At 63.5% G+C, this 24,650-nt stretch carries 29 protein-coding genes, 1 tRNA gene and 1 pseudogene; 22 read left to right on the forward strand and 9 right to left on the reverse strand.

All coding sequences use genetic code 11. The annotated features are described in order from the left end of the window. The 8 genes and pseudogenes from AZF01_RS17550 (at position 1) to AZF01_RS17580 (ending at position 7,098) form a co-directional block, all read left to right on the forward strand. Entirely contained in the window at positions 1 to 825 is an 825-nt protein-coding gene (locus AZF01_RS17550) for a carbohydrate ABC transporter permease (protein ID WP_024706416.1), read from the forward strand. Continuing rightward, complete coding sequence (locus AZF01_RS17555) at positions 825 to 1,880, forward strand: ABC transporter ATP-binding protein (RefSeq protein ID WP_024706417.1); 1,056 nt, start codon at positions 825 to 827, stop codon at positions 1,878 to 1,880. Before AZF01_RS17550 ends, AZF01_RS17555 begins: the two co-directional genes overlap by 1 nt. Continuing rightward, positions 1,877 to 2,602, forward strand: a pseudogene (locus tag AZF01_RS24745) (glycerophosphodiester phosphodiesterase); the annotation flags it as partial. The gene AZF01_RS17555 and the pseudogene AZF01_RS24745, both read left to right, overlap by 4 nt. Further along, complete coding sequence (locus AZF01_RS24750; RefSeq protein ID WP_200866630.1) at positions 2,597 to 3,346, forward strand: glycerophosphodiester phosphodiesterase family protein; 750 nt, start codon at positions 2,597 to 2,599, stop codon at positions 3,344 to 3,346. The pseudogene AZF01_RS24745 and the gene AZF01_RS24750, both read left to right, overlap by 6 nt. After that, entirely contained in the window at positions 3,336 to 4,373 is a 1,038-nt protein-coding gene (locus AZF01_RS17565) for a LacI family DNA-binding transcriptional regulator (protein WP_061449806.1), read from the forward strand. Before AZF01_RS24750 ends, AZF01_RS17565 begins: the two co-directional genes overlap by 11 nt. Before the next feature lie 73 nt (positions 4,374 to 4,446). After that, complete coding sequence (locus AZF01_RS17570; RefSeq protein ID WP_024708470.1) at positions 4,447 to 5,295, forward strand: inositol monophosphatase; 849 nt, start codon at positions 4,447 to 4,449, stop codon at positions 5,293 to 5,295. Positions 5,296 to 5,558: 263 nt separating this feature from the next. Next, positions 5,559 to 6,131: a TetR/AcrR family transcriptional regulator gene (locus AZF01_RS17575; RefSeq protein ID WP_024708469.1), complete on the forward strand. Its 573-nt coding sequence runs from the start codon at positions 5,559 to 5,561 to the stop codon at positions 6,129 to 6,131. After that, positions 6,124 to 7,098, forward strand: a complete 975-nt coding sequence (locus AZF01_RS17580; RefSeq protein WP_024708468.1) for an NAD(P)-dependent oxidoreductase — start codon at positions 6,124 to 6,126, stop codon at positions 7,096 to 7,098. The genes AZF01_RS17575 and AZF01_RS17580 overlap by 8 nt, the downstream gene beginning before the upstream one ends. A 28-nt stretch (positions 7,099 to 7,126) precedes the next feature. On the opposite strand, the gene AZF01_RS17585 is transcribed toward AZF01_RS17580, so the two are convergent. The 3 genes from AZF01_RS17585 to AZF01_RS17595 form a co-directional block, all read right to left on the reverse strand. Next, positions 7,127 to 7,513, reverse strand: a complete 387-nt coding sequence (locus AZF01_RS17585; protein ID WP_024708467.1) for an Rrf2 family transcriptional regulator — start codon at positions 7,511 to 7,513, stop codon at positions 7,127 to 7,129. A gap of 16 nt (positions 7,514 to 7,529) precedes the next feature. Further along, positions 7,530 to 8,087, reverse strand: coding sequence for an HNH endonuclease (locus AZF01_RS17590; protein ID WP_024708466.1), 558 nt, complete (start codon positions 8,085 to 8,087; stop codon positions 7,530 to 7,532). Between the two features lie 115 nt (positions 8,088 to 8,202). Further along, a complete protein-coding gene (locus tag AZF01_RS17595) occupies positions 8,203 to 8,847 on the reverse strand; it encodes a DNA-3-methyladenine glycosylase (protein ID WP_024708465.1) in 645 nt (214 codons plus the stop codon). A 29-nt stretch (positions 8,848 to 8,876) separates the two neighbouring features. Here AZF01_RS17595 and gluQRS point away from each other — a divergent pair, with 29 nt between their 5' ends. Continuing rightward, a complete protein-coding gene (gluQRS, locus tag AZF01_RS17600) occupies positions 8,877 to 9,773 on the forward strand; it encodes a tRNA glutamyl-Q(34) synthetase GluQRS (protein WP_244435562.1) in 897 nt (298 codons plus the stop codon). On the opposite strand, the gene AZF01_RS17605 is transcribed toward gluQRS, so the two are convergent. Next, a complete protein-coding gene (locus AZF01_RS17605) occupies positions 9,738 to 10,652 on the reverse strand; it encodes a YihY/virulence factor BrkB family protein (RefSeq protein WP_024708463.1) in 915 nt (304 codons plus the stop codon). The two genes, gluQRS and AZF01_RS17605, sit on opposite strands and share 36 nt — an antisense overlap. A 92-nt stretch (positions 10,653 to 10,744) precedes the next feature. Here AZF01_RS17605 and AZF01_RS17610 point away from each other — a divergent pair, with 92 nt between their 5' ends. The 8 genes from AZF01_RS17610 to AZF01_RS24095 all read left to right on the forward strand — a co-directional run bounded on the left by AZF01_RS17610 (position 10,745) and on the right by AZF01_RS24095 (position 15,664). Beyond that, the gene (locus tag AZF01_RS17610) at positions 10,745 to 11,578 is read left to right on the forward strand and encodes an SDR family oxidoreductase (RefSeq protein WP_024708462.1); all 834 of its coding nucleotides are present in this window, start codon (positions 10,745 to 10,747) and stop codon (positions 11,576 to 11,578) included. 14 nt (positions 11,579 to 11,592) lie between these two features. Further along, on the forward strand, positions 11,593 to 12,111 hold the full coding sequence (locus AZF01_RS17615) for an O-acetyl-ADP-ribose deacetylase (protein WP_024708461.1): 519 nt from the start codon (positions 11,593 to 11,595) through the stop codon (positions 12,109 to 12,111). 92 nt (positions 12,112 to 12,203) lie between these two features. Then, positions 12,204 to 12,401, forward strand: coding sequence for a twin transmembrane helix small protein (locus AZF01_RS17620; RefSeq protein WP_024708460.1), 198 nt, complete (start codon positions 12,204 to 12,206; stop codon positions 12,399 to 12,401). Positions 12,402 to 12,414: 13 nt separating this feature from the next. After that, on the forward strand, positions 12,415 to 12,987 hold the full coding sequence (locus tag AZF01_RS17625; protein ID WP_024708459.1) for a cob(I)yrinic acid a,c-diamide adenosyltransferase: 573 nt from the start codon (positions 12,415 to 12,417) through the stop codon (positions 12,985 to 12,987). A 184-nt stretch (positions 12,988 to 13,171) separates the two neighbouring features. Then, on the forward strand, positions 13,172 to 13,921 hold the full coding sequence (locus AZF01_RS17630; protein ID WP_024708458.1) for an electron transfer flavoprotein subunit beta/FixA family protein: 750 nt from the start codon (positions 13,172 to 13,174) through the stop codon (positions 13,919 to 13,921). A 12-nt stretch (positions 13,922 to 13,933) separates the two neighbouring features. Beyond that, complete coding sequence (locus AZF01_RS17635; RefSeq protein WP_024708457.1) at positions 13,934 to 14,863, forward strand: electron transfer flavoprotein subunit alpha/FixB family protein; 930 nt, start codon at positions 13,934 to 13,936, stop codon at positions 14,861 to 14,863. Positions 14,864 to 14,913: 50 nt separating this feature from the next. After that, a complete protein-coding gene (locus AZF01_RS17640) occupies positions 14,914 to 15,339 on the forward strand; it encodes a secondary thiamine-phosphate synthase enzyme YjbQ (protein WP_024708456.1) in 426 nt (141 codons plus the stop codon). A 148-nt stretch (positions 15,340 to 15,487) separates the two neighbouring features. Further along, positions 15,488 to 15,664 carry a hypothetical protein gene (locus AZF01_RS24095; RefSeq protein ID WP_156484749.1) on the forward strand — a complete coding sequence of 59 codons (177 nt, stop codon included), beginning with the start codon at positions 15,488 to 15,490 and terminating at the stop codon, positions 15,662 to 15,664. On the opposite strand, the gene AZF01_RS17645 is transcribed toward AZF01_RS24095, so the two are convergent. Then, complete coding sequence (locus AZF01_RS17645) at positions 15,651 to 16,550, reverse strand: LysR family transcriptional regulator (protein WP_024708455.1); 900 nt, start codon at positions 16,548 to 16,550, stop codon at positions 15,651 to 15,653. The two genes, AZF01_RS24095 and AZF01_RS17645, sit on opposite strands and share 14 nt — an antisense overlap. Before the next feature lie 128 nt (positions 16,551 to 16,678). Here AZF01_RS17645 and AZF01_RS17650 point away from each other — a divergent pair, with 128 nt between their 5' ends. Together AZF01_RS17650 and AZF01_RS17655 are read left to right on the forward strand one after the other, a co-directional pair. Then, the gene (locus AZF01_RS17650) at positions 16,679 to 17,611 is read left to right on the forward strand and encodes a ring-cleaving dioxygenase (RefSeq protein WP_024708454.1); all 933 of its coding nucleotides are present in this window, start codon (positions 16,679 to 16,681) and stop codon (positions 17,609 to 17,611) included. Positions 17,612 to 17,663: 52 nt separating this feature from the next. Further along, positions 17,664 to 18,269, forward strand: coding sequence for an alpha/beta hydrolase (locus tag AZF01_RS17655; protein ID WP_024708453.1), 606 nt, complete (start codon positions 17,664 to 17,666; stop codon positions 18,267 to 18,269). Positions 18,270 to 18,583: 314 nt separating this feature from the next. Here AZF01_RS17655 and AZF01_RS17660 read toward each other — a convergent pair. Further along, a tRNA-Gln gene (locus tag AZF01_RS17660) sits at positions 18,584 to 18,657 on the reverse strand. A gap of 48 nt (positions 18,658 to 18,705) precedes the next feature. On the opposite strand from AZF01_RS17660, the gene AZF01_RS24320 reads away from it, so the two are divergent. From AZF01_RS24320 to AZF01_RS17670, 3 genes are read left to right on the forward strand one after another with little or no spacing between them, the layout of a single operon-like run. Continuing rightward, positions 18,706 to 18,996: a glycoside hydrolase family 125 protein gene (locus tag AZF01_RS24320; RefSeq protein ID WP_161633037.1), complete on the forward strand. Its 291-nt coding sequence runs from the start codon at positions 18,706 to 18,708 to the stop codon at positions 18,994 to 18,996. Continuing rightward, on the forward strand, positions 18,945 to 20,567 hold the full coding sequence (locus AZF01_RS17665; RefSeq protein WP_024708452.1) for a Ppx/GppA phosphatase family protein: 1,623 nt from the start codon (positions 18,945 to 18,947) through the stop codon (positions 20,565 to 20,567). The genes AZF01_RS24320 and AZF01_RS17665 overlap by 52 nt, the downstream gene beginning before the upstream one ends. A 2-nt stretch (positions 20,568 to 20,569) precedes the next feature. Then, positions 20,570 to 21,274 carry an RlmE family RNA methyltransferase gene (locus AZF01_RS17670; RefSeq protein ID WP_036237256.1) on the forward strand — a complete coding sequence of 235 codons (705 nt, stop codon included), beginning with the start codon at positions 20,570 to 20,572 and terminating at the stop codon, positions 21,272 to 21,274. A gap of 93 nt (positions 21,275 to 21,367) precedes the next feature. On the opposite strand, the gene AZF01_RS17675 is transcribed toward AZF01_RS17670, so the two are convergent. The 3 genes from AZF01_RS17675 to AZF01_RS17685 form a co-directional block, all read right to left on the reverse strand. Further along, entirely contained in the window at positions 21,368 to 22,129 is a 762-nt protein-coding gene (locus tag AZF01_RS17675; RefSeq protein WP_024708451.1) for an aldolase/citrate lyase family protein, read from the reverse strand. 177 nt (positions 22,130 to 22,306) lie between these two features. After that, the gene (locus AZF01_RS17680; protein WP_024708450.1) at positions 22,307 to 23,215 is read right to left on the reverse strand and encodes a 2-oxo acid dehydrogenase subunit E2; all 909 of its coding nucleotides are present in this window, start codon (positions 23,213 to 23,215) and stop codon (positions 22,307 to 22,309) included. A gap of 1 nt (position 23,216) precedes the next feature. Next, complete coding sequence (locus AZF01_RS17685) at positions 23,217 to 24,647, reverse strand: NAD-dependent succinate-semialdehyde dehydrogenase (RefSeq protein WP_024708449.1); 1,431 nt, start codon at positions 24,645 to 24,647, stop codon at positions 23,217 to 23,219. Between the last annotated feature and the right edge of the window lie 3 nt (positions 24,648 to 24,650).

Raw genomic sequence — 24,650 nt, forward strand, 5'->3', positions numbered from 1 at the left:
ATGACCAAGAACCACACTGTCTGGCCCGTCATCTTCGTCCTCGCGCTGTTCAGCGCGCCGCTGGCGATCATGTATCTTTTCCTCGTGGTAGACACCTTCTCCAATTCGGCGCCCGGCTCGTTCCTGCCCTATGAATTCACGCTGCAGCACTGGCGTTTTCTCTGGAACCCGAACGTGACCGGCGATGTCTGGAAGCCGACGCTCAACACCTTCCTGTTCACGGTCAGCATGGTCACGATCGTGCTCGGCGTGTCGACCACGGCCGGTTATGCGATCTCACGGCTCAACCTGCCGTTCCGCCGGTTTTTCCTGTCATCGCTGATGGTGATGCACGCCTTTCCGACCGTGACGCTGCTCATCGGCGTGTTTCTGGTGCTGCAATATGCCGGGCTCTACAACACGCTGATCGGCGTCATTCTGGTCAAGGCCAGCCTGATGCTGCCGCTCGGCATCTGGATCATGAAGGGGTTTTACGATTCCGTGCCCTGGGAGATCGAGATGGCCGGCGTCCAGGACGGCGCCAGCCGGTTCACGGTCTGGTGGCGGCTGATCCTTCCGCAGGTCAAGCCGGGGCTGATGGCGCTTTCCATCTTTGTCTTCATCGATGGCTGGAGCGAATACCTTCTGCCGCGCATTCTTGCCCCGGCGGCACAGATCGAGGTGCTCTCGGTCTATCTCGAGGCCGTCTCCGATCCCGATTCCGTCACCTATAATTTCAATCTCTTCAAGTCCGTCGGGCTGTTCTACACCCTGCCGGTCATCGTTCTCTTCGTGCTGTTCCAGAAGCCGCTGATGAACATCTTCAGTGGAGGCACCAAAGGCTGATGCAAGTCTCTCTTTCCAATTTCACCAAATCCTTCGACGGCACGCCGGTGATCGAAGACCTGAACCTGACCGTCCGCTCCGGCGAGATGATGGCCCTGCTCGGTCCCTCCGGCTGCGGCAAGTCAACCACGCTCTTCGCCGTCTGCGGCATTCACCGCATCAACAAGGGCAAGATCCTTTTCGCCGACAGGGATGTTTCGATGCTGCCGAGCCAGAAGCGCAATGTCGGCGTCGTATTTCAGAATTACGCGCTCTATCCGCACATGTCCGTATTTGACAATATCGCCTTTCCGCTGAGCGTCAGGCGCATGAACAAGGCCGATATCAAGCGCGAGGTCGAGGCGATCGCCGGCCTTGCCCATATCGACAACCTGCTGGAGCGCAAACCCGGCCAGCTTTCGGGCGGCCAGCAGCAGCGCGTCGCCCTTGCCCGCGCCATCGTGCGCCGGCCGAACGTACTTCTGCTCGACGAGCCGCTCGCCAATCTCGACGCCAAGCTGCGGCTCGAAATGCGTTCGGAGATCCGCCGCATCCAGCTCGAGACCGGCATTACCGCCATTCTGGTGACCCATGACCAGGTCGAGGCGATGTCGATGTGCGACCGGGTCGCGATCATGGACAAGGGCAGGATCCTGCAGCTTGACCGCCCGACCGCGCTTTATGAAGCCCCGGCCAACCGTTTCGTCGCCGGCTTCCTCGGCAATCCGCCGATCGTCTTTGCCGAAGGCCGCATCGACGGGGGATCGTTGCTGACCGACGACGCGATCCGCCTGCCCTTGCCGAAACGGCTCGAAGGCCGGCCGGAAGGAGAGCGGATCGCACTCGGCATCAGGCCGGAGCATTTCGGCGGCAGCCATCCCGACACCGCAACCGGCGCCGTCAGCTTCATCGAACCGCAGGGCCGCGAAATGCTGTTTGACGTCAGGCTGGGCGAGAAGACCGTGCTGCGCTCGATCCAGCCGGTGCGAAACGACGTGAGGATCGGCGAAACGGTTTCCTGGGGGCTTGAGACGGAGAAACTGCTGGCCTTCGATGCGTCGGGACAGGCGATATGACAAGACGACCGGAGAACACCGAACCCTGGCCCCTCGCGACGGGGGAGCCCGCCTGCATCGCCCATCGCGGCGCCTCGGCGCATGCGCCGGAAAACACGCTTTCCGCCTTCCGGACCGCTGCCGAACTGGGCGCGGAGATGTGGGAAATTGACGTGCAGTTGACGGCCGATGGCGTGCCGGTGATCACGCATGACGCGAACCTGAAGCGCATCGCCGGCATCGATCGCGCGATCGCCGATCTTCGCTTCGAACGCCTGCGCGATCTCGCGCCGGATATCCCGACCCTTGGCGAAACGCTCGATCTTGCTGCAAGTCTGGACCAGGCGCTCTATATCGAGCTCAAGGCCGAGGGAGCAGGCCGCATTGCATGGAACCATCTGCTTGCGAACGGCTTTGACCGTGCCGTGCTCGGCAGTTTCAGCATGGACGAAGTCCGCTCGCTCGCCGATGCGGGTTGTCCGTTTCCGCTTTCGACCCTCGTCCCGCTCGGCGCGGACCCGTTTTCACGGGCGGCGGAAACCCGGGCCGACATCATTCACCTGTGCTGGGAGAGGGGCGGCGGCGAGCGCCCGCAGGACCAGGTCGACGCAGCGCTCCTTCAGCGTGCGAAGGACGAGGGTCTGGACGTCGTGCTCTGGCACGAGGAGCGCAAGCCTGTGCTCGAGGCGCTGATGGAACTGCCGGTGCTCGGAATCTGTACCAACCAGCCCGAACTGATGCGCGGCTTCGACCGTTTCGCGGGTTTGGCCACCGAGATCGTCTGCCATCGCGGCGCCAATCATTTCGCCCCCGAAAACACGCTGGCCGCAGCGCGGTTGAGCTTCGATCAGGGCGCGCGCTACGTCGAGATCGACGTGCATATGAGCGCCGATGGCGAAATCGTGGTCATTCATGATGCGACGCTGGACCGCACGACGACGGGAGCCGGGCCTGTCTCGGCGCACAATCTCGCCGAACTCAAGAGCTTGAGCGCCGGCGCATGGTTCTCACCCTTTTATGCGGCGGAAACCATACCGACGCTTGGCGAGATGATCGCGCTTGCAAGATCCCGCGACGCGCGGCTTTATATCGAAAACAAGACGGTCGATGCGAAAGCGCTTGTGGACTTCGTGCGGTCTGAGGATTTTCTTGCCGACTGCTTCTTCTGGTCGGAGGATCCGGCTTTGCAGGAAGGCATGCGGCGGGAAGCGCCCGACGCCAATATCAAGGCTGCGGCAGGTCGCTATCAGAATGTGACGGAAATGGAAAACCATCTGGCGCCGCAGCTTGCCGAAATTCACTATCCGGACTATGCCCGCCTCGGACCTCGATACCTCGAGAAAGGGATCATCCCGATGATGCAGTATTTCGGAGAGGATCCCGCAGTCTTCGACCGGATCGTCGTTATGGCTCCCCCCATGATCAATCTCGATCGGGCCGATCTTCTCGCGGCGGCGCTTCGACGGCGGATTTGCGATGACCGATGACACCCGCTCCGGCCGGGCGCCGACCGCCGAGGATGTCGCCCGGCTTGCGGGCGTCCACCGCTCCGCCGTCTCGCGCACCTTCACCCCCGGCGCAAGCGTCGCCCCGCAAACGCGCGAAAAGGTGCTTGAGGCAGCCGCCGCGCTCGGCTATCGCGTCAATTTCCTCGCGCGCAGCCTGTCACGCCAGCGCTCCAACCTGGTCGGACTCGTCGTTTCCGACATCGACAACCCGTTTCGGGCGCAATTGCTGGCCGAACTCGGGACGAGCCTTGTCGCCTCCGGCTATCGTCCGCTTCTCCTGCCGACAGAGCGCGGCGGCAAGGTCGCCCGCCATATCGACATGATGCTGCACTACAATGTCGCCGGCGCCATCGTTACCGATGATGCATCGCCCGCCGAGATCGCCCGCCAATGCGCCGATCACGGCGTACCGCTGGTGCTGATCAACAAGCGGCCCGTTGCCGATACGGTGCTGAACGTTTCGATGGACACGGAAACTGCGGGCAAACTGGCCGCGCGCGCGCTTTTCGATGCCGGATGCCGGCGCGTGGCGCTGGCGAGCCAGCGGCGCAGTTCGCACTCGATCGGCCTGCGCCGCTCCGCCTTCTGGCGGGCATGCGAGCGGCTTAATGTCGAGATCGCCGGCGAGTATTTCGGCGAACTGCCGAATTATGAAGGCGGACGCGCGGCCGCTGATGCCTTTCTCGCCGACGCCATCGATGTCGATGGCGTCTATTGCGCCAATGACTATCTGGCGCTCGGCTTCATCGACGCCATCCGCCATCTGAGCGCGCTGTCGATCCCCGGCGATCTCAAGCTCGTTGCCTGCGACGACATTCCCGAGGCCGGCTGGCTCGCCTATGACCTGACGACGGTACGCCAGGACCCGGTGCGAACGGCCGACGCTGCCGTCAACGGCCTTCTGGCGCGGATTACCGAACCCGAGACGCCCGTGCATCCCATCATTGTCGACGTTCATCTGGTCGAACGCAGTTCAACCGCCGTCATGCCGGCTCCTCAGATATGAATGCAGCCTGGAGCCGGCGACTCCGCCGAGCCTTGCCGAGCCTCTCCATAATCCGAAAAGACACCGCCCTTCCATGAACATGCCTTCCCTGACCGACCGCGCCGAAAGGCTTGCCGCCGCCAAGACCGTCATCACCGCGGCCGGCGCGCGCGCGCTCGACTTCTACCGTCGCTACAAGACCCTCGCCGTTGAAACCAAACAGAACGACCAGGATCTGGTCTCCGTTGCGGATCGATCCGTCGAAGACTTCATCCGCTCGCGAATTGCAGAGATGTTCCCCGATGACGGGTTTCTGGGCGAGGAACACGGCATGAAGGCCGGCACAAGCGCCTTCTGCTGGATCGTCGATCCGATCGACGGCACAAGCCCCTTTCTCAACGGTCTGGATAGCTGGTCGGTGGTGATTGCCCTTGCCGAGGCCGGCCGCACCGTTCTCTCGCTCGTCGCCCACCCCGCAACCGGCACGCTTTACTGGGCCGAGGAGGGCAAAGGCGCCTGGCGCGACGGCCAGCCGATTTCCGTCAACGCGGCCACGCCCTTTTCGGGAGGAACCGTCGCCATCGGACCCGGCGCCAGAAACCATGCAGAGGCTGTCGGCAGGATCGTCGCCGAAGTCCTTCAAAACGGCGGCAGCTTCATGCGCAACGGCTCTGCCGCGCTCAGCCTCGCCCATGTGGCGCAGGGTAGCTATCTCGGCTTCTACGAGCCCGAACTCAGCGCCTGGGATTGTGTCGCGGGCCTGCTTCTGGTGCGGGAGGCCGGCGGTATCGCCGAGGATCCCTTTGCCGGCAAGCTTTCGAAGGAACGATGGCCCTGCCTTGCCGCCGCGCCCCAGATCGCACCGCAATTGCGAGCGATCATTGCCGGCAAGCCGGTTTGCCCCACCGGAGCGCCAGCATCCTCATCCCACCCCACGGCCTAAGGCTGAACCCTTCAAACTTTCAGCGGCGTCCCTTGCACCGGGGGTGAAGGGTCTGGAGCGCCGTGCGTCCATTCGGACTCACAAAGGACGCCCTAACCTGTTGAATCGACGGATCGTGCTTTCCAAAAGTCGATCCCGATTTTCGGAAAGCGCGATACGCTGGAAGCCGCGCCGGCTTCCATGTGCCCACCGGAGCAGACTACTCGTTGACATCCAGTCATCACCTGTTTATTTCCGAACGGTCGGAAATAAACAGGTGATCCATGGCGCGTCCCAGAAAACATGATCAGAGCAAGATACTCGACGCGGTCGAGCGGGTTGTTGCACGCGACGGCGTGCTGACCGTCGATGCAGTTGCCAAGGAGGCAGGCGTATCGAAAGCCACAGTGCTTTATGAGCACGCCAGCAAGCGCGATCTCGTCGCGGCCCTGGTGGAACGCACGATCATGGCGGACAACGCCTTCAACGCGGCCTGTGCGGCATCATTTGCCGGCGAGGCCGACGCGCCCCTCAAGGGGCGTATCCTGGCCGCTCGGCGCAGCCCGCCGGCGCCCGAGGGAAATCCTGCGGTGCTGAGCCTCGTCTCCGCGCTGATGCAGGATGCCGATCTGCGCGCCGAGTTCCGGCGGAACCAGAAAGCGCTCTCCACGCATTTGCTGGCCGAAGCGAGCAATCCCCGGGCTGCACGGCTTGCCTGGCTGGCGCTCGAGGGCCTCAAATTCCAGCAACACCTCGAACTGCACGACTGGGACACGGCCGCGCGCGCGGAAATCCTGGACGACATCGAAACGCTCGCCGGTCTCGGCAAAGACAGCATCGGAAATGACAATGGCTGAGGGACACGTCTTCATCACCGGCGCTGCAGGCTATGTGGGGCGCAACCTGCTGCGCCACTTTGTCGCCAGAGGGCGTGCGGTGACCGGTCTTGTCCGCAGCCCGGAGGCTGCCGAGCGGATTGCATCCTGGGGCGCTCGTCCGGTTCTGGGCGACATGCTGACCGCCGAGCTGGTCCCGCTCATGTCCGGCGCTGACTGGCTGATCCACGCCGCCGCCAATGTCGATCACACAACGGGGTCTGCGGCCTCTTCAGTTAACCCGGATGGCACGCGTCGGGTCTTGGAGGCGGCGCACGCGGCCGGTGTCGAGAAGGCCATCCATATCAGTACCGATTCCGTGCTGCAGGACGGCCGTCCCCTGCGTAATGTCGACGAGACGGCGCCCTATCCGGACCGTCCCGCCGGGGCATATTCAGCCGGGAAGGCTGAGGCGGAGAGGGTCGCCCGGCACGCCGCCGCTCAAGGCCAGCATGTTGTCATCCTGCGCCCGCGCATGGTGTGGGGCCGGGATGATACGACAGCGCTGCCCGTGCTGGTCGAGGCCGTGAAAAGCGGCAGGTTCGCCTGGATCTCGGGCGGCGGCTATCGCTCCTCCACCCTGCATGTCGCCAATCTGTGCCATGCCATGGATCTTGCCTTCGCCCATGGAGAGCGTGGCGCAATCTACCATGTGACGGATGGTCCGGCCCGCACCTTTCGCGAAACCGTGACCGGCCTGCTGGCGAGCCAGGGCCTGGAAGCCGGCGGCAGGAGCGTGCCGCGCGCCGCGCTCCGCATCATCGCCGGTATCGGCGACGGGTTGCACCGGCTGAGCGGCGGCCGGCTCGGCGGGCCGCTGAGCTATCAGGACTATGCCACCAGCGCGGTCGAGATCACGCTTGATACCCAAAAGGCCGAACGCGAACTCGGCTACAGTCCGGTGATCTCCTGGGAGGAGGGCCTGGGCGAACTGCGAGCGCTCCGGTAAATGTCATGATCATAAGCTTGGGTGGGGGCTACCGCTGGGGCCGCTCGGGCAGGAGTTGACCGAGAGTCACTTGCGCGAACTGCGACAGAAACAGCGATTCCGCCTTTCCCATTGTGCCTGAAAGAGCCGTGTTGACGCGCTTTTGCGCCTTGCAATCGGGATGTTCGCTCCGGTTCCCGATTGCAAACAGGGCGGGTCGCCCGAGGGCCTCGTAAACGGCGAGCAGCGGGATCCCGTCCAGAGGCCGCGCAAGCTGCCAGCCTCCGCCGTGGCCTTTCGCGGATTTGACAAGACCGGCCTCGCGCAGTCCCGCCATCGTCCGGCGAAACACGGCCGGATTGGCGCCCATGCTCCTGGCCAGCGTCTCGGAGGTCAAAGGTCCATCGAACTGGCCCATATGGTTGCATTTACACATTCGTCGACCCGCCCGCCTACGGTTCCAGTTCGCTGTCCCAGTAGAGATAGTCGAGCCAGCTTTCATGCAGATAGTTCGGCGGAAACAGGCGGCCGTTGTTGTGCAGGTCCTGCACCGTCGGCTGGAACGGCTTCTGGTGGGGGATCATGCCGGCCTGTTTGGGCAGGCGCGAGCCCTTCTTCAGGTTGCAGGGCGAGCAGGCGGCGACGACGTTTTCCCAGGTGGTCTGGCCGCCGCGACAGCGCGGGATCACATGGTCGAAGGTCAGTTCGTCGCGGGTGCCGCAATACTGGCACTGAAACCGGTCGCGCAGGAACACGTTAAAGCGGGTAAAGGCCGGGTTGCGCGAAGGTTTGATATAGGTTTTCAGGCAGACCACGCTTGGCAGGCGCATGGAAAAGCTCGGCGACGAGACAGCCTGGTCATATTCGGCGATAATGTTCACGCGGTCGAGAAAGACGGCCTTGATCGCGTCCTGCCACGACCACAGCGACAAGGGGTAATAGCTCAGGGGCCTGTAGTCGGCGTTCAGAACAAGCGCCGGCAAGGCCTGAGGCGAGACTGCAATCGTCAAGTTGCTCTCCTGATCGATTCGGCATCCTTCTCCTGTATATTAGGCTTGTTGTTACAGCATTGTGAAGCCTGATAAATCGGAGGGCGGAAAGCGGAAGATAAGCGGCGGCTATTCTTTATCCCACCGGAAGAACGTCTTTTTTCATGACGCCGGCGTAGTAGGCCCAGAGGATGCGGGCCGCCACAGCGCGGTAGGGCCGCCATGCCTCGGCAAGCGCCCTGAGCACGCCGATGTCGGGCTTGCGGTCAAGCGAGAAGGCGTGCGCAGCAGCGGCGCGCAACGCAAGATCGCCGGCCGGAAAAATATCGATATGCCCGGCCGAGAACATCAGATAGACCTCCGCCGTCCACGGCCCGACGCCGCGATGGACCGTAAGCGCGGCAATGGCCTCATCGCTCGGAAGGTCGCCCACAAGCTGAAGGTCGAGGTCGCCGCGGATGATCGCCAGCGCTATCGCCTCGAGGCTGGCCTGCTTGGCGCGGGTGAGGCCGAAGCCGGCGCGGGCGTCGTCCGGCAGGGCCAGAAAGGCTTCCGCCGTCAGGGGCTGACAGGCCGCGGCAATGCGGGCGAAGATGGCGGACGCCGCCCGTTTCGAAATCAGCTGGCCGGTGATCACCTCCGCAAGGCCGGCAAAGCCGCAGGGCATCAGCCTGAGCGGGATTTCTCCACTTTGTGCCGCAATCCTTGCCATCGACGGCGCGCTTTCGCATAACCGGTCGATGGCGCGATCAAGATCCGCGGCATTGCTGAGGCGTTGCATCGGCCCTATCCCTTCTCAAGAAGTCCTCAATGGTGAAACGTCATCGCATGAACCAGAACCACGATCGACCCGTTTTCCGCTTTGCGCCGAGCCCGAACGGCCGCCTGCACCTGGGTCACGCGCTCTCGGCGCTTGAAAACGAGCGGCAGGCGAGAGAGACGGGCGGCAGGCTGCTGCTGAGGATCGAGGATATCGACCGCGCCCGCTGCACGCCGGCACTGGAGAAAGGCGTCATCGCCGACCTGCGCTGGCTCGGGATCAGCTTTGACGGGCCGGTCTTCCGACAGTCGGAACATTTCGCCGATTACCAGAACATGCTGCAAATGCTGATCGACCGCAACCTCGCCTATCCGGCCTTCATGACGCGCGGCGAGGTAAGACGGCTGGTCAGCGAAAGCGAGGCTTCGGGAACGATCTGGCCGCGCGATCCCGATGGCGCGCCGCTTTATCCCGACCGCGATCGCCGGCGTCCCTTGCAGGAGCGGCAGGACATGCTGGCCGCGGGCATGCGCCATGCCTTTCGGCTCGACATGGCGGCAGCCGTCGAAACGCTCGACGCGCCGCTTTCCTGGCTGGAGCAAACGGCGGACGGCATTGTCGAAACGCCGGCCGATCCCGCCGTCTGGGGTGATATCGTGCTGTCGCGATCGGATGCGCCGTCGAGCTATCACCTTTCCGTCGTCACCGATGATGCCGCCCAGGGCGTAACCCATGTGGTGCGCGGCATGGACCTCCTTCAGGCCACCGCCGTCCACAGGTTGCTGCAGGCGCTTCTCGGCCTGCCCGCTCCCATCTACCGCCACCATCGGCTGCTGCTGGGCACGGACGGACGCAAGCTTTCGAAATCGAACGGCGACACAGCGCTCTGCGAACTGCGCGCAAACGGCGTCTCACCGGCCGATATTCGGGTCATGTGCGGTTTCTGAATGCTTCGCCTTGCGGGCGTGATGCCGGCTCCAGGGCGCGTGCTTGATGACCTTGTACTTCAGCAGCGCCGCGTTCACCTCCGCGCCCAGAAGCAGGATCACGCCGATCGAATAGAGGAAGACCAGCAGGATCATCGGCGTTGCGAGACCGGCATAGGTTGCGCTGTACTGGGCGAAGGTGCCGAGATAATAGGCGAAGCCGGACGCGAAGATCGACCAGACGACCAGCGTCAGGATGACGCCGGGCAGGACGTCGACAAGCCGCCTTCTGCCGGCCGCCAGGAAAAGATGGGCAATCACCAGGCCGAACATCAGGAGCAGGAATGTGCCGAGCAGGCGGGCATTGGAGAGAAGATTGAGCGCGTCCTCGAGCCAGGGGAACCAGCGCTCCGCGAAATGCAGCGCGATCGGCACCACCACGAACATGATGCTGAGGAAGGCGAAGATGATCGACGCCAGTAGCACGAAACCGAGGCTCTTGATGCGAAGCCACCACCAGCTGCGCGTTTCCTCGACGCGATAGGCGCGGTTGAGCGAAAGACGGACCGCTTCCACCCCGTTGGAGGCGAAGTAGGCTGCCGCCAGCACCGAAATCGTCAGAAGCCCGCCGCGCGGCACCGTCAGCACCTCGCGGATCTGGTTTGACACCGGCTCCGCGATCGCCTCCGGCCAGGCGCCGACGATGAAATTGATGGCCACGTTGGCGAACTCGTCGGCGCCGAGAAAGCCGGCAAGCGTCGTGCCGAAGATCAGGAAGGGAAACAGCGCCAGCAGCGTGGAAAGCGCCACATGGCTTGCCATCGCCCATCCGTCATCCTCGCTGAAGTGGTAGAGCGCATCATAGGCAACCTTCCACGTCATCCGGATCGCTGTCTTCATTCTGGCTCCCAATGGCGGTTCGTCTGCATTTGTGGCGCTCCTGGCTTCCTTATATAGGATGATGAGCGGCTTCATGTACCGGAGAGTGTCAATTGGCTGAAAAATCCACGATAATCGTCACCGGCTGTTCCACCGGCATCGGCGCCTTTTGCGCCCGCGCGCTGAAGGACGAGGGCTGGAGGGTGTTTGCGACCGCGCGGCGCGCTGAGGATCTGGCAGCCCTCGAGGCCGACGGTCTCGAGGCCCTCTATCTCGACTACACCGACGAGGCCTCGATTGCCGCCCTTGTCGAAACCGTGCTGGAACGCACAGGAGGCACGCTTGACGCGCTGTTCAACAATGGCGCTTACGGCCAGACCGGCGCGGTGGAGGATGTTGCGACCGATGTGCTGCGGGCCCAGTTCGAGGCAAATGTCTTCGGCTGGCATGAACTCACGCGCCGCATCGTGCCGGTGATGCGGCGGCAGGGCCACGGCCGCATCATTCAGTGCTCGTCCATCCTCGGCCTCCTCCCCTACCGCTTTCGCGGGCCTTATTCCGCCTCGAAATATGCGCTCGAGGCCCTCTCGCTCACCCTGCGCATGGAGCTTGACGGCAGCGGCATTTTCGTCAGCCTGATCGAGCCGGGACCGATCGCCTCGAAATTCACCGCCAATGCGCTGAAGCACATCAGGGCCAGCATCGACATCGACGGCTCGGTCCATGCCGAGGACTATCGAAAACAACTGGCGCGGCTCGACGGATCAGGCCCGCCCAACCGGCACAAGCTGGAACCCGACGCCGTCCATGCCGTTTTGAAGAAGGCGCTGGCGGCGAAACGGCCGAGACCGCATTACCTGGTGACAACGCCCGCCAAGCAGGGCGCTCTCCTGAAACGGGTCATGCCGGCCGACTGGTTCTATCGCCTGATGGGACGCATGAGCTGAAGGAGACGAGCGCCATGGACGCCATTTCCGTGATCAGGGCCGACATCACCGCGCTTGAGGTCGACGCCATCGTCAACGCGGCCAACAGCACGCTTCTGGGCGGCGGCGGGGTCGACGGCGCCATCCACCGTGCGGCAGGGCCCGGTCTCCTTGCCGAATGCCGCACTCTTGGCGGGTGCCCCACCGGCGAGGCGCGGATCACCGGCGGCCACAACCTTGCCGCACGCCATGTCATCCACACGGTCGGCCCGGTCTGGCGCGGCGGCGCACGCGGGGAAGCGGCGCTTCTTGAGAGCTGCTACCGCACCGCGCTGAAGCTTGCCGCCGAGCACGACTGCCGCACGATCGCCTTTCCCGCGATCTCGACCGGCATATACGGCTTTCCCGCCGACAGGGCGGCGGTCATCGCCGCAAGCACGATCGCAGCGACGTGCGCCGAACATGCCGTCATCGAGGCGGTTTATCTGGTCGCCTTCGATCAGGGCACCGAAGCTCATCTGAAGAAGGCCGTTGCCGCCCTTCGAACCGTTTGAACGCAGTTTGCCAATTGTCAGGCCCTTGCAAGCGCGCCGAATTTGTCGTCTCATGCGCCCTCCCGCTTCGCCGGGTACATCGGAGGAGAACCATGTCCAGCTTTTTCATATTCGTGACTATCATTGCGATGATGCTGGTCGTGTTCTTTCTCGTGCGCGGCCTCATCAACATGATGAAGGGCGGCAGCGGCGAATTTTCCAACAAGATGATGCAAGGCCGCATCGCCTTCCAGGCAATCGCCATCGTCCTCATCATGTTCACCCTCTGGCTCATCCAGTCCGGACACTGATTTCACGAACAGCATGGTCAAACTCAACAGGATCTATACCCGCACCGGAGACGGCGGCACCACCGGGCTTGCAAGCGGCCCGCGCCGCAGGAAGTCGGATGCGCGGCTTGTCGCCATCGGCGACGTGGACGAAACCAACGCGGCGCTCGGCCTCGTGCGGCTCGAGGCGGAAGACGAGGGTCCGCTGGCCGAGGCGCTGAAGCGGATCCAGAACGACCTCTTCGATCTGGGCGCCGATCTGGCGACGCCGGAGACCGGCGAGGCCCTCTCCTACGAACCGCTGAGGATCGTCGATGCCCAGGTCGACTGGCTCGAAGCCGAGATCGACCGGCTGAACGCGAGGCTTGCGCCGCTCACCTCCTTCGTGCTGCCCGGCGGCGGCCCGCTTGCGAGCGGCCTGCATATGGCCCGCACCGTCTGCCGCCGCGCAGAACGCGCGATGGTGGCGCTTTCGGGCGAGGAAGCAGTCGGCGCCCCTGCCCTTTCCTATATCAACCGGCTTTCCGACTACCTCTTCGTTGCCGCCCGCCATGCCAATGACGACGGCAGGTTCGACATTCTTTGGGAACCGGGAAAAAACCGCTGATTTTGCAGAAATTTGCCCGGTTTCGGGCAATGATTCTTTGTCAAAGCAGGCAAATGAAATTATTCATGTCGCCCATTGGCAAGCGAGCGCGGCCGAAAGACCGCAATCTCACCCACGCCGGAATGCACGTTCCGGCCCCAATGTCTCGATTGAGGCCATCCGGCCCTGATCCAGGAGGAAGAAGATGAAGGTTCTGGTCCCGGTAAAGCGGGTTGTCGATTACAACGTCAAGATACGCGTGAAGCCGGATGGCTCCGGTGTCGAGCTTGCCAATGTGAAGATGTCGATGAACCCTTTCGACGAGATCGCGGTGGAAGAGGCGCTCCGCCTGAAGGAAGCCGGCATCGCCACCGAAGTGGTTGCCGTCTCCATCGGTCCTGCGAAAGCCGAGGAAACCATTCGCACGGCGCTCGCCATGGGCGCCGATCGCGGCATCCTGATAGCGACCGACGAGACCGTCGAGCCGCTTGCCGTCGCCAAGCTCTTGAAGAAGGTGGCCGAGGCGGAGGAGCCCGGCCTTGTCATTCTCGGCAAGCAGGCGATTGACGATGACAGCAACCAGACCGGCCAGATGCTGTCCGCCCTTCTCGGCTGGGGCCAGGCTACCTATGCCTCAAAACTGGAAGTCGGAGACGGCGAAGCGACCGTCACCCGCGAGATCGACGGCGGGCTGCAGACCATCACGGTCAGACTGCCGGCGATCGTCACCACGGATCTTCGCCTGAACGAACCGCGCTACGCCTCGCTGCCGAACATCATGAAGGCGAAGAAAAAACCGGTCGACAAGAAGACGCCTGAGGATTTCGGCGTCGACATTGCCCGCCGTCTGGACGTGCTGAAGACCGAGGAGCCGGAAACCCGCAAGGCCGGCGTCAAGGTGGCGAATGCCGCCGAACTGGTCGACAAGCTGAAAAACGAAGCCGGCGTGCTGTAGGGAGAAACCACCATGACCATTCTTCTCATTGCAGAACATGACGGCGCGACTGTCTCCGAACAAACCGCCAAGGCCGCAACGGCCGCTGCCGCGATCGGCGGCGACATCCATGTGCTGGTCGCCGGTAAGGGCTGCGCTTCAGCCGCCGAAGCGGCCGGGAAGATCAACGGCGTTTCCAAGGTGCTGCTGGCGGAAAGCGACGCGCTGGCAGAGAGCCTGGCCGAGCCGCTTTCCGCCACCATCCTGTCGCTTGCCGATGGCTATGACGTGATCATGACGGCCGCCACCACCACCGGCAAGAACGTGCTGCCGCGCGTGGCCGCGCTTCTGGACGTGATGCAGGTCTCCGAGATCATCGAAGTCGTCGCTCCCGACACGTTCAAGCGTCCGACCTATGCCGGAAACGCGATCGAAACGGTGAAATCGCTCGACGCCAAGAAGGTGATCTCCGTGCGCACCGCCGGCTTTGCCGCTGCCGGCATGAACGGCTCTGCGCCGGTGGAGACCGTCGGCGCGGCGGAAGACCCCGGCCTCTCCTCGTTCGTGAAGAACGAGATCGCCAAATCCGAGCGCCCGGAACTGACCTCGGCGAAGATCATCATTTCCGGCGGCCGTGCGCTTGGCTCGTCGGAAAAATTCCGGGAGGTGATCCTTCCCGTCGCCGACAAGCTCGGAGCCGCCGTTGGCGCCTCGCGCGCAGCGGTTGATGCCGGCTACGCGCCGAATGACTGGCAGGTGGGCCAGACCGGCAAGGTCGTCGCGCCCGAGCTTTACATCGCCTGCGGCATTTCCGGCGCCATCCAGCATCTCGCCGGCATGAAAGATTCGAAGGTCATCGTCGCCATCAACAAGGACGAGGAAGCCCCGATCTTCCAGGTGGCCGATTACGGCCTCGTCGGTGACCTGTTTGAAATTCTGCCCGCGCTTGAAAAGGCGCTCTGATCTATTTCGCGCCGGTCGCTCAGAAGGCCGGCGCGACAAAGGAATGCACCATGCCCCAGACCCGACTGACCGTTCAGACCCGTGGACAGGGCCTTTATGAATTCACCGACGAGGCCTGCCGCTTCGTGGGCGCCAACACCGAAGAGGACGGTCTTCTGACCGTTTTCGTGCGCCATACATCCTGCTCGCTTCTGATCCAGGAAAATGCCGATCCCGACGTCAAACGCGACCTCTCGGCCTATTTTTCGAGGCTCGTGCCGCGCGCGGACGACCCGGCCATGGACTATCTCGTCCACCGGCTGGAAGGCCCGGACGATATGCCGGCCCATATCAAGACGGCGCTGACCCAGGTCTCGCTCGCAATTCCCGTATCCGCCGGCAGGCCGGCGCTCGGAACCTGGCAGGGACTTTACCTGTTCGAACACCGCGACCGCCCGCACCGGCGCGAGATCGTGCTGCATCTCTCGATCGCATAGCCGACCGGCTTTCGGTTCCTCGGCATCGGCCGACAAACCCGTCGTCGTCAGTGCGTCGCCCGGCCCCTTCGGCGCGTCGCTGGCGCCGAATCAGCGGCTGAGCGTCCTGCGCACGCTCAGAACCAGGCCATACCGGGTTGGCCGCATCATGCACACCCCGGCGCATCAGGCCGTCGACGAGACCGGCAGGCCGGCGGACGAGCGCACCACGAAGAACCTGCCGGAGATGCCTTCAGGCTTTTCGGAAAGCCTTGACTGCGAAACCGGCTCGGGTGGACAACACGACCTTCCCGAGCCTTTGGCGCGGCCGCTCAAAGCAGCCTGACGCGGGTCACATAGGCCTCGAAGAAGTCAGAGAACCGGGCGATGCGCATCGGCAGGCGTTCATAGGGCGGGTAGTAGAGCGTCAGCCAGAGTTCGCTCGGCGTCCAGTCGTCGAGCACCTGAACAAGCCGCCCTTCGGCAAGTGCGGTCTCGACGATGAAATAGGGCAGAAGCGCCACCCCTTCCCCGTTTTCGGCAAGCCGCGCCAGGAATTCGCCATTGTTGCCGGCAAGCACGGATCCGGCTCGCACGCGTCGCCGCCGGCCTCCATTGGTAAGTTCCCAGTTTTCCGACACGGCCTCCGCATCGAAGCCAAGGCAGGCCGCTGCCTGAAGGTCATCCGGATCCTGTGGCGCTCCATTGGCCGCGAGGTAACCGGGAGAGGCAACCAGCACCCTCCGGATCGGGCAGAGCTTGCGCCAGATTGTCGACTTGTCGTCCGGCGGCCCCGAAATGCGGATGGCAAGATCATAACGGGCTGCGACGATGTCGACGAAACTGTCGGTCAAGGTGACGGACATGCTGACTGCAGGGTTTTCCGCCCTGAACCCCGAAAGGACATCCGGCAGAACCTGCTGTCCAAGCGAGAGCGGCGCGTTCACCCTTATATGGCCGCTGATGGCCGCCTCCTGCTCGCGGACTTCCTCTGCCGCATCGTCGAAAGCCTGCAGCAGAGGCCGCATCCGGGCGGCATAGACGGCGCCGGCCGATGTCAAAGAGACTTGCCGTGTCGTGCGTACGAAAAGCTGCACGCCGAGCCGTTCCTCCAACGCACCGACGGCCCGCGTGACGCTGGGCGCGGTCATCGACAGGACGCGGGCGGCAGCGGCAAAGCTGCCCAGTTCCGCAACGTTCAGGAAGACACGAATATCATTCAAATCTTTCATTCGAGCATTATTACAATTATTGCAATAATATCGTCAATTTTATTCCTGTTCATGTTTGCGGCCGTCGCCATCATCTTAACGGTCAGAAATGAGGTCCGTAGGCCTCGCAGGAACAAAGGATCACCATGATGTTACAGCAAATCAAGGGCCTGCATCACATCACCTCGATGGCGGGCGACGCCCAGAAGAACAGCGACTTCTTCACCAAGACGCTCGGCCTTCGCCGCGTCAAGAAGACGGTCAATTTCGACTCTCCCGATGTCTATCACCTCTATTACGGTGATGAAGTCGGCACCCCCGGTTCGGTGATGACCTATTTCCCGTTCCCGCATATCGCCAGGGGAAAGCCCGGCACGGGCGAAGTTGGCGAAACGCTTTTCGCGGTTCCAAAAGGCTCGCTCCCCTTCTGGAGAGAACGGCTTTCGGCGCTGAATGTCGGAGAAATCTCCGAAAGCGAAGTCTTCGGTGAAAAACGGCTTCATTTTGCCGGTCCCGATCACGATGCCTTCGCGCTGGTGGAAGTCGATAATGATGACCGTGCCGGCCGGCTGAAGGGCGATGTCGCCGAAGCAGAAGCCATCCGCGGTTTCCGTGGCGCAAGCCTACGTCTCAAGGACAGCGGCGCGACATCCGAACTGCTCGGCTTCATGGGATATGAACAGGTCGACAGCAAGGATGACTGGACCCGCTATGCCATCGCGAACGGCAACGGCGCCGATGTCATCGACATTGAAACGCTGCCTTCTGCCAATGCGGCCCGTCAGGGCGCAGGCTCGGTGCATCACATTGCGTTTGCGGTTGAAGACCGTGCCGCACAGCTCGAAGTCCGCAAGGCGCTGATGGATACCGGATACAACGTCACGCCGGTCATCGACCGCAACTACTTCTGGGCGATCTACTTCCGCACGCCGGGCGGCGTGCTGTTCGAAATCGCCACCAACGAGCCCGGCTTCGATGCCGATGAGGACACCGCCCATCTCGGCGAAGCGCTCAAGCTGCCACCGCAGTATGAGAGCCACCGCGCCAAGATCGAGGACATCCTCACGCCGATCGAGGACTGACGCCATTTTCAAGGCGGCGGACCGGACGTCCGCCTGCCGGAGGTTTGAAACCATGACCGAAGATCTCTATCAGGCCTATACAAGGAAAGGCGAAAGCGGAAAGCCGCTGGTCTTCACCTTCCACGGCACGGGCGGCAACGAGAACCAGTTCGTGCCGCTGGTGGACGGACTTATCCCCGGCGCTCAAATCGTCTCGCCGCGCGGCGATGTCTCCGAATATGGCGCGCTGCGCTTTTTCCGGCGCACCGGCGAAGGCGTCTATGACATGGATGACCTTGCCCGCCGCACCGATAAGATGACGCGCTTCATCGCCAGTCACAAGGCGGACAATCCGGGTCGCGATGTCTATGCGCTCGGCTATTCCAACGGCGCGAACATCCTTGCGTCGGTGCTGTTCCGAAAACCGGAGCTTTTCGACCGTGTCGCCCTGCTGCATCCGCTGATCCCCTGGAGGCCTGATGACAATGCAGGCCTTTCCGGGCGGAAGATACTGGTGACGGGCGGCGAACGCGACCCAATCTGCCCGCCGGCCCTTTCGGCCGCGCTCATCGACTATTTCAAGGCGCAAAATGCCGACGTCCAGTCGGCGATGCATGGCGGCGGCCATGAAATCCGTCCCGACGAGATTTCTGCCATCACCCGGTTTCTCAATGGCTGACGGCAGAGCCCTGCCATTCCAATAAGCCGTCTCCCGCCCTCGCCAGAGCGCCGGAGACGGCGCGAGATTGAACCCATGATCCTGATCCACGACACCGCCCATCGCGGCCACAGGCGGCAAGGCTGGCTCGACAGCCAGGTTCAGGTGCCCGAGCCTGTGACGATCGAATAAGGGCCCGTTGCCGCCGCTCGCATCGGCTGCCTATGGCACAGGTGCACAGGAAGCTCAAAGCGGGGACAGGTCATACCCGGACGAACGTCCAACCGACACGTTCTGTTCTGGCGTCCAAACCGAGAATGCGTTTTGAAATCAAATGGCTGGGGAACCTGGATTCGAACCAGGACTAACGGAGTCAGAGTCCGTGGGTCTACCGTTAACCTATTCCCCAACATCCGGCGGCGGAAGCGCCGGTGACGTGGAGGGCTTATAAACAGAATTGGCCCGGCTTGCCAAGGGGGTTTTCGAAAATTTCCTTTCGATTGAAAAGCATCCGTTCCCTGGCAAGGGACAATCGCGGGCCTGCACACTGCCATGCTCCGCCCTTCAGCAGACAGAAAAGGCATTGGCCTTCCTTGTCCCCGCTGCTATGATGGCGGCAACTGAAAAACAATTGAGCGCCATGTTGCGAGCGGCCCTTGGCGGTGACGGCTTGCGCGGCGCGATGGAACTGAAAAAGTGGAAGACCCCCAAAACAGCGACAGGCTGTCTGATGGCGGGGCGCGCTTGACAAAAGGCAGCGAGGGCAAGCGTGCCCGCCGTCGCCGATCCCGGAAGGGCAGCAGCAATGCCGCCGCCGGAGTGCCCGCACTGAAGAGCGGCGCGGATGCGCCGGCAGAACAGGCTCTGCCCCCGGGTGAAGCCGGTCCCCGCAAACGCAAGCGCCGTCGTGGCAAACGACGCGGCGGAGGCGATAGCGTCATTTCGGCTGGCGGCGACAGCCAGGGTTCAGACCCTCAGGCGGCCGGTGCGGATAAAAAGGGCGAAGCTTCCAAGGGCGGAGCCGCCGGAGGAAACCACAAGAAGCGCAGACGCCGCCGAAAGGCCCATACGCGCGGTCCGCTCGGCGTGGATGGATGCAAGCATCAGCACGCGGGCGCGCAGTCCGCAGCCCCCCCGGAAGGCGGCGCAAAGCGGACCGACGCCCCGGCCTCGGCTCCTACCGGCAATCCGGCTGCCCTCAGCGGTTCAGCGCCTGCCCCGGCCTCTCAGGCCAATGCCCGTCCGGCGCCGCGCGGCCCAAGACCCGGCGGAGGGCACCATCACGGCGGCAACACGCTTTATGCCGCGCTCGACCTCGGCACCAATAATTGCCGGCTTCTGATTGCCCAGCCCACGCGTCATCACCAGTTCCGCGTTGTCGACGGCTTCTCGCGCATCGTCAGGCTCGGCGAGGGACTGGCGGCCACCGGCAGCCTGTCGCCGGACGCCATGGACCGCGCGGTCGAGGCGCTTTCGCTCTGCGCCGCCAAGCTCAGGGGCCGGTCGGTGCGCCGCATGCGGCTGATCGCGACGGAGGCCTGCCGCGCGGCCGACAATGGCGACGCCTTCCTGAAGCGGGTGCGAAGCGAGACGGGCCTCGAACTCGAGATCATCAACCGCGAAACCGAGGCGCGCCTGGCCGTTTCCAGCTGCGCCTCTCTGATCGGCAGGGAGACGCGCGCTGCAGTGCTTTTCGATATCGGCGGCGGCTCCTCCGAGATCGCCGTCATCAGGCTTGGCGAGAACCGCTCCCCGCGCATCGCCAACCATATCTCGCACTGGACATCGCTGCCGGTCGGCGTCGTGACACTGTCTGAACGCTACGGCGGGCATCATGTCACGCCGGCGATCTTCGAGGACATGGTGGCGGAAGTCACCGCACTGCTTGGCGATTTCCACTGCCCGGAGGTCGAGGGCGGGGCCGATGACGACGGGTTCCACCTGATCGGCACGTCCGGAACGGTCACGACGCTTGCCGGAGTCCATCTCGACCTGCCGCGCTATGACCGGCGCAAGGTCGACGGCATCTGGCTCTCCGACGATGAGGTCACCGCGATGCAGGAAAAGCTGCTCTCCTGGGATTTCGCGGGACGGGCAGCCAATCCCTGCATCGGTCCGGACCGGGCCGATCTGGTGCTCGCGGGCTGCGCCATTCTGGAAGCGATCCGCCGCCGCTGGCCGGCGCAGCGCATGCGGGTTGCCGACCGGGGCCTGCGCGAGGGCATTCTGACCGACATGATGATGCGCGACGGCGTGTGGCGCTCGAAAAGACGCCGGGGCGGCTTCAATCGCCCGCCCCGCAACGACAACAAGGACTGACCATGGCCAGACAACCTGCAAAACCGGTCCGCACGGGCCGCAAGATCGGCCAGAAGGTCAAGAAGACCAAGCTGAAGGCCTCTTCGCGGCGCTGGATCGAGCGGCATATCAACGACCCTTACGTCCAGCGGGCGAAGACCGAGGGTTTCAGGGCGCGTGCCGCCTACAAGCTGCTCGAGATAGACGAGAAGCACCATATCCTGAAGGGCGCGCGCCGGATCATCGATCTCGGCGCGGCGCCTGGAAGCTGGTCGCAGATCGCCGCCAAGGTGACCGATTCGACGGATACCGACGTCCGCGTTGCCGCGATCGACTTTCTAGAGATGGCGCCCGTTCCCGGCGTCAAGTTCTTCGAGATGGACTTTCTCGACGACGCGGCGCCAACGCTCCTGCGCGCGGCGCTCGACGGCCCGCCCGATCTCGTGATCTCCGACATGGCCGCGCCGACCACGGGCCACAAGCGAACGGATCACCTGCGCACGATGCATCTTTGCGAAGTCGCGGCGCATTTCGCCGTCGAAACGCTGGCCGAGGGCGGTCACTTCCTCGCCAAGACCTTCCAGGGCGGCGCCGAACACGACCTCCTGACCATGCTGAAGCAGAACTTCCGGCAGGTGGTCCACGTCAAGCCCGCGGCCTCCCGTTCGGAGTCGGTCGAGATGTTCCTGCTTGCCAAACACTTCAAGGGCCGTGCGCGGCCGGGCTGAGACCCCGCGTGGCAAGGGTTAAGCCGGCCCGGGCCCGACCAGGCCGATCCGGGTGAACCGAATGCCGCAAAGGCATCCGGCGGAAACGGCTCCTCAGAATTGCCGGCGCAGCGCCTTGAGCCCCGTCATGAAGACGCCGACATCGGTGCCCACGGCGAGGAATTCGATCCCCATCTTCTGGTATTTCTTCGTGAGTTCCGCATCGCCGATGAGAATGCCGGCGGCCTTGTCCGATGCCTTGATGCGTTCCAGCGCATCGATGACCGTCTCCTGCACTTCCGCCGCGCCGACCTGTCCGGGAAAGCCCATGTCGGCAGCCAGATCGGAAGGGCCGACGAAGACGCCGTCGACGCCCTCGGTGGCCAGGATGTCGTCAAGCGCTGCGATCCCCGCGCGGCTTTCGACCTGCACCAGCACGCAGATTTCGTCGCTCGCCGTGGAGAGATAGTCGGAGACGGTATCGTAGAGCGAGGCGCGGGCAAGAGCTGCCCCTATGCCGCGGGCACCCTTTGGCGGATAGCGCACAGAGCGCACGACCTCCGAAGCCTGCGCGCCGCTTTCGATCATCGGCACCAGGAAATTGCGCACGCCGATATCCAGATACTGTTTCATGAGCGCCCGGTCATCCGAGGGCGGACGCACCACCACAGCCGGATCGAAGGCTGCCAGTGCGCGCAACTGATCGAGGATCGAGCGGAGATCGTTCGGCCCGTGCTCGCCGTCGACCAGCAGCCAGTCGAAACCGGCCTGGGCGCAAAGCTCCGCGGTCGTCGCCTCGCCGAGACCGAGCCACAGGCCGATCTTCTGTTCACCGCGCCTCAGTGCGGCCTTGAATTCATTCGTATCTACAGGCACGCTCGCCTCCCAAGGAACATTTGACGCGTCCGGCAGGAGAGAATCACCGGCCCCGCCTCGATCCGCCGAGCGTATTGAGCCACACGACCGGCCCGCCAGACAATCCCCTTGGCAGGATCATTCGGCGCGCCCGCGCCATGCCCCTTCATCGCCGGACAGGCTCACGCCTCCCCCGCCTCAGGCAAAGAGCATCCGGCGCGGATCGGCAAGAAGCCGGGCATAATGGCAGAGGAACCGCGCGGCATCCGCGCCGTTGATCACCCGGTGATCATAGGAAAGGTCGAGCGGCGCCATCAGCACAGGCTGCCAGGCCTCGTTCTCCCAGACCGGAACGGTTTCCGCTCGCGTGATACCGAGAATGGCCACTTCCGGCGGGTTGACCAACGGCGTGAACGCCGTGCCGCCGATGCCGCCGAGATTGGAAACGGACATCGACGCCCCGCCCATTTCGTCAGGCCGAAGCTTGCGGTCGCCGGCCCTCTTCGCCAGGTCGGCAATCTCGGCGGAGATCTGCCACAGGCCCTTGCGGTCCGCATCGCGGATCACCGGCACCATCAGCCCGTGCGGCGTGTCGACGGCGACGCCGATGTGGCAATAGTCTTTCCGGATCAACACCTTGCCGTCTGCCGACAGCGATGAATTGAACAGCGGAAAGGCTTTGAGGGTGAGCGCCAGCGCCTTGATGTGAAAGGCAAGCGCGGTGAGCCTCAGCCCTTTGGCCGAAGCTTCCGCCTTGAGGCTCGTGCGAAAGGCTTCGAGCGCGCGCATGTCGGCGCGATCGTGATGGGTGACCTGCGGGATCATCCGGTTGGCGGCCGAAAGATTGTCGGCGGCAAGGTTTGCGATCCGCGTCATCGGTTCTTCGCTGACGGGTCCGTAAGCCGCATGGTCGATATCCCAGTACCGTCGGTCATCTGCGCTGGCGGTTCCCCCGACAACCGGTGCGGAGCCGTCCAGATGCTGGTCGACATCCTCGCGCGCCAGATTGGTGCGACCCGATTTTCGCGCAACATCGGAAAGGTCGATGCCCTTGCGTCCGGCATAGGCCACCACGGCCGGGCTTGCGATGAAATCCTTGTCGCTCATGTCACCATTCCGCCGAAATATACTGGGTTTCCATGAATTCGAGCATGCCTTCATGACCGCCCTCGCGCCCGAGCCCGGACTGCTTGACCCCGCCGAAGGGGGCCGCCGGATCGGAGACGAGGCCCCGGTTGAGACCGACCATGCCGTATTCCAGCCGTTCGCAGACGCCCATGGCGCGCTTCATGTCCTCGGAGAAGACATAAGCGACCAGCCCGTATTCGGTGTCATTGGCGCGCCGGATCACGTCTTCCTCGTCGCTGAAGGTCTGCAGCGCCGCGACGGGACCGAAAATTTCGTCATGGACGCAGTCAGCGGTTTCGGGGACGTTCGACAGCACGGTCGGGGGATAGAAAAAACCTTTGCCGTTCGGCCGCGTGCCGCCAAGCTCGAGTTTCGCGCCCTTCGCGACGGCATCCTCGACGAAGCCCGCGACCTTGTCGCGGGTCGATGCGTTGACCAGCGGCCCGACATCGATGCCATCCTCCAGGCCGTTGCCGAGTTTCAGCGCGGCCATGGCGGCGGTGAATTTTTCCGTGAACTCCGCGCTGACCTTTTCATGAATGTAAAACCGGTTCGCCGCCGTGCAGGCCTCGCCGAGATTGCGCATCTTCGCCAGCATGGCGCCTGCGACCGCCTTGTCGAGATCGGCATCCTCGAACACGATCAGCGGCGCATTGCCGCCAAGCTCCATGGCCGGCTTGACCACCTGATCGGCGGCCGATTTGAGCAAGCTGCGCCCGACGCCGGTGGAGCCGGTAAAGGAGACGACGCGCACGCGCGGATCATGCAGCATATGATCGACAATCCGGCCGGAATGTTTCGACGGCAGGACGTTGACGAGCCCCTTCGGCACGCCCGCTTCCTCCAGAAGCGGCATCAGCGCCAGCATGGTCAGCGGCGTTTCCGTCGCCGGCTTGATGATCACCGCGCAACCGGCGGCCAGCGCCGGCGCGATCTTGCGCGTGCCCATGGCCGCCGGATAGTTCCACGGCGTGACCAGAACCGAAATGCCGGCCGGCTTGTGCTGCACGACGATGCGCGCGCCGGATGACGGCGCATGGGTGATAAGCCCGTCGGCCCTGACGGCTTCTTCGGCAAACCAGCGGAAGAACTCGGCCGCATAGGTCGCCTCGCCCATGGCATCTGCCCGCGCCTTGCCGTTTTCCAGCGTAATATAACGGGCAAAGTCCTCCAGCCGAGCGGTCATGAGTTCCCACGCCTTGCGGAGAATTTCGGATCGTTCGCGCGGCGTTTTCGCCTGCCATACGGCCATCGCCTTTTCGGCGGCATCAAGCGCCGCATCGGCATCCGGGGTATCGGCGGAGGCCACAGAAGCGAGAACCTCTTCGGTCGCCGGGTTGATGACGTAAAAGCGCTCGCCGCTTGCGGCCTCACGCCAGCTTCCGTCGATATAGAGATTGGTAAAGTCCATGAT

It is taken from the genome of Martelella sp. AD-3 (assembly GCF_001578105.1).
GTDB lineage: Bacteria > Pseudomonadota > Alphaproteobacteria > Rhizobiales > Rhizobiaceae > Martelella.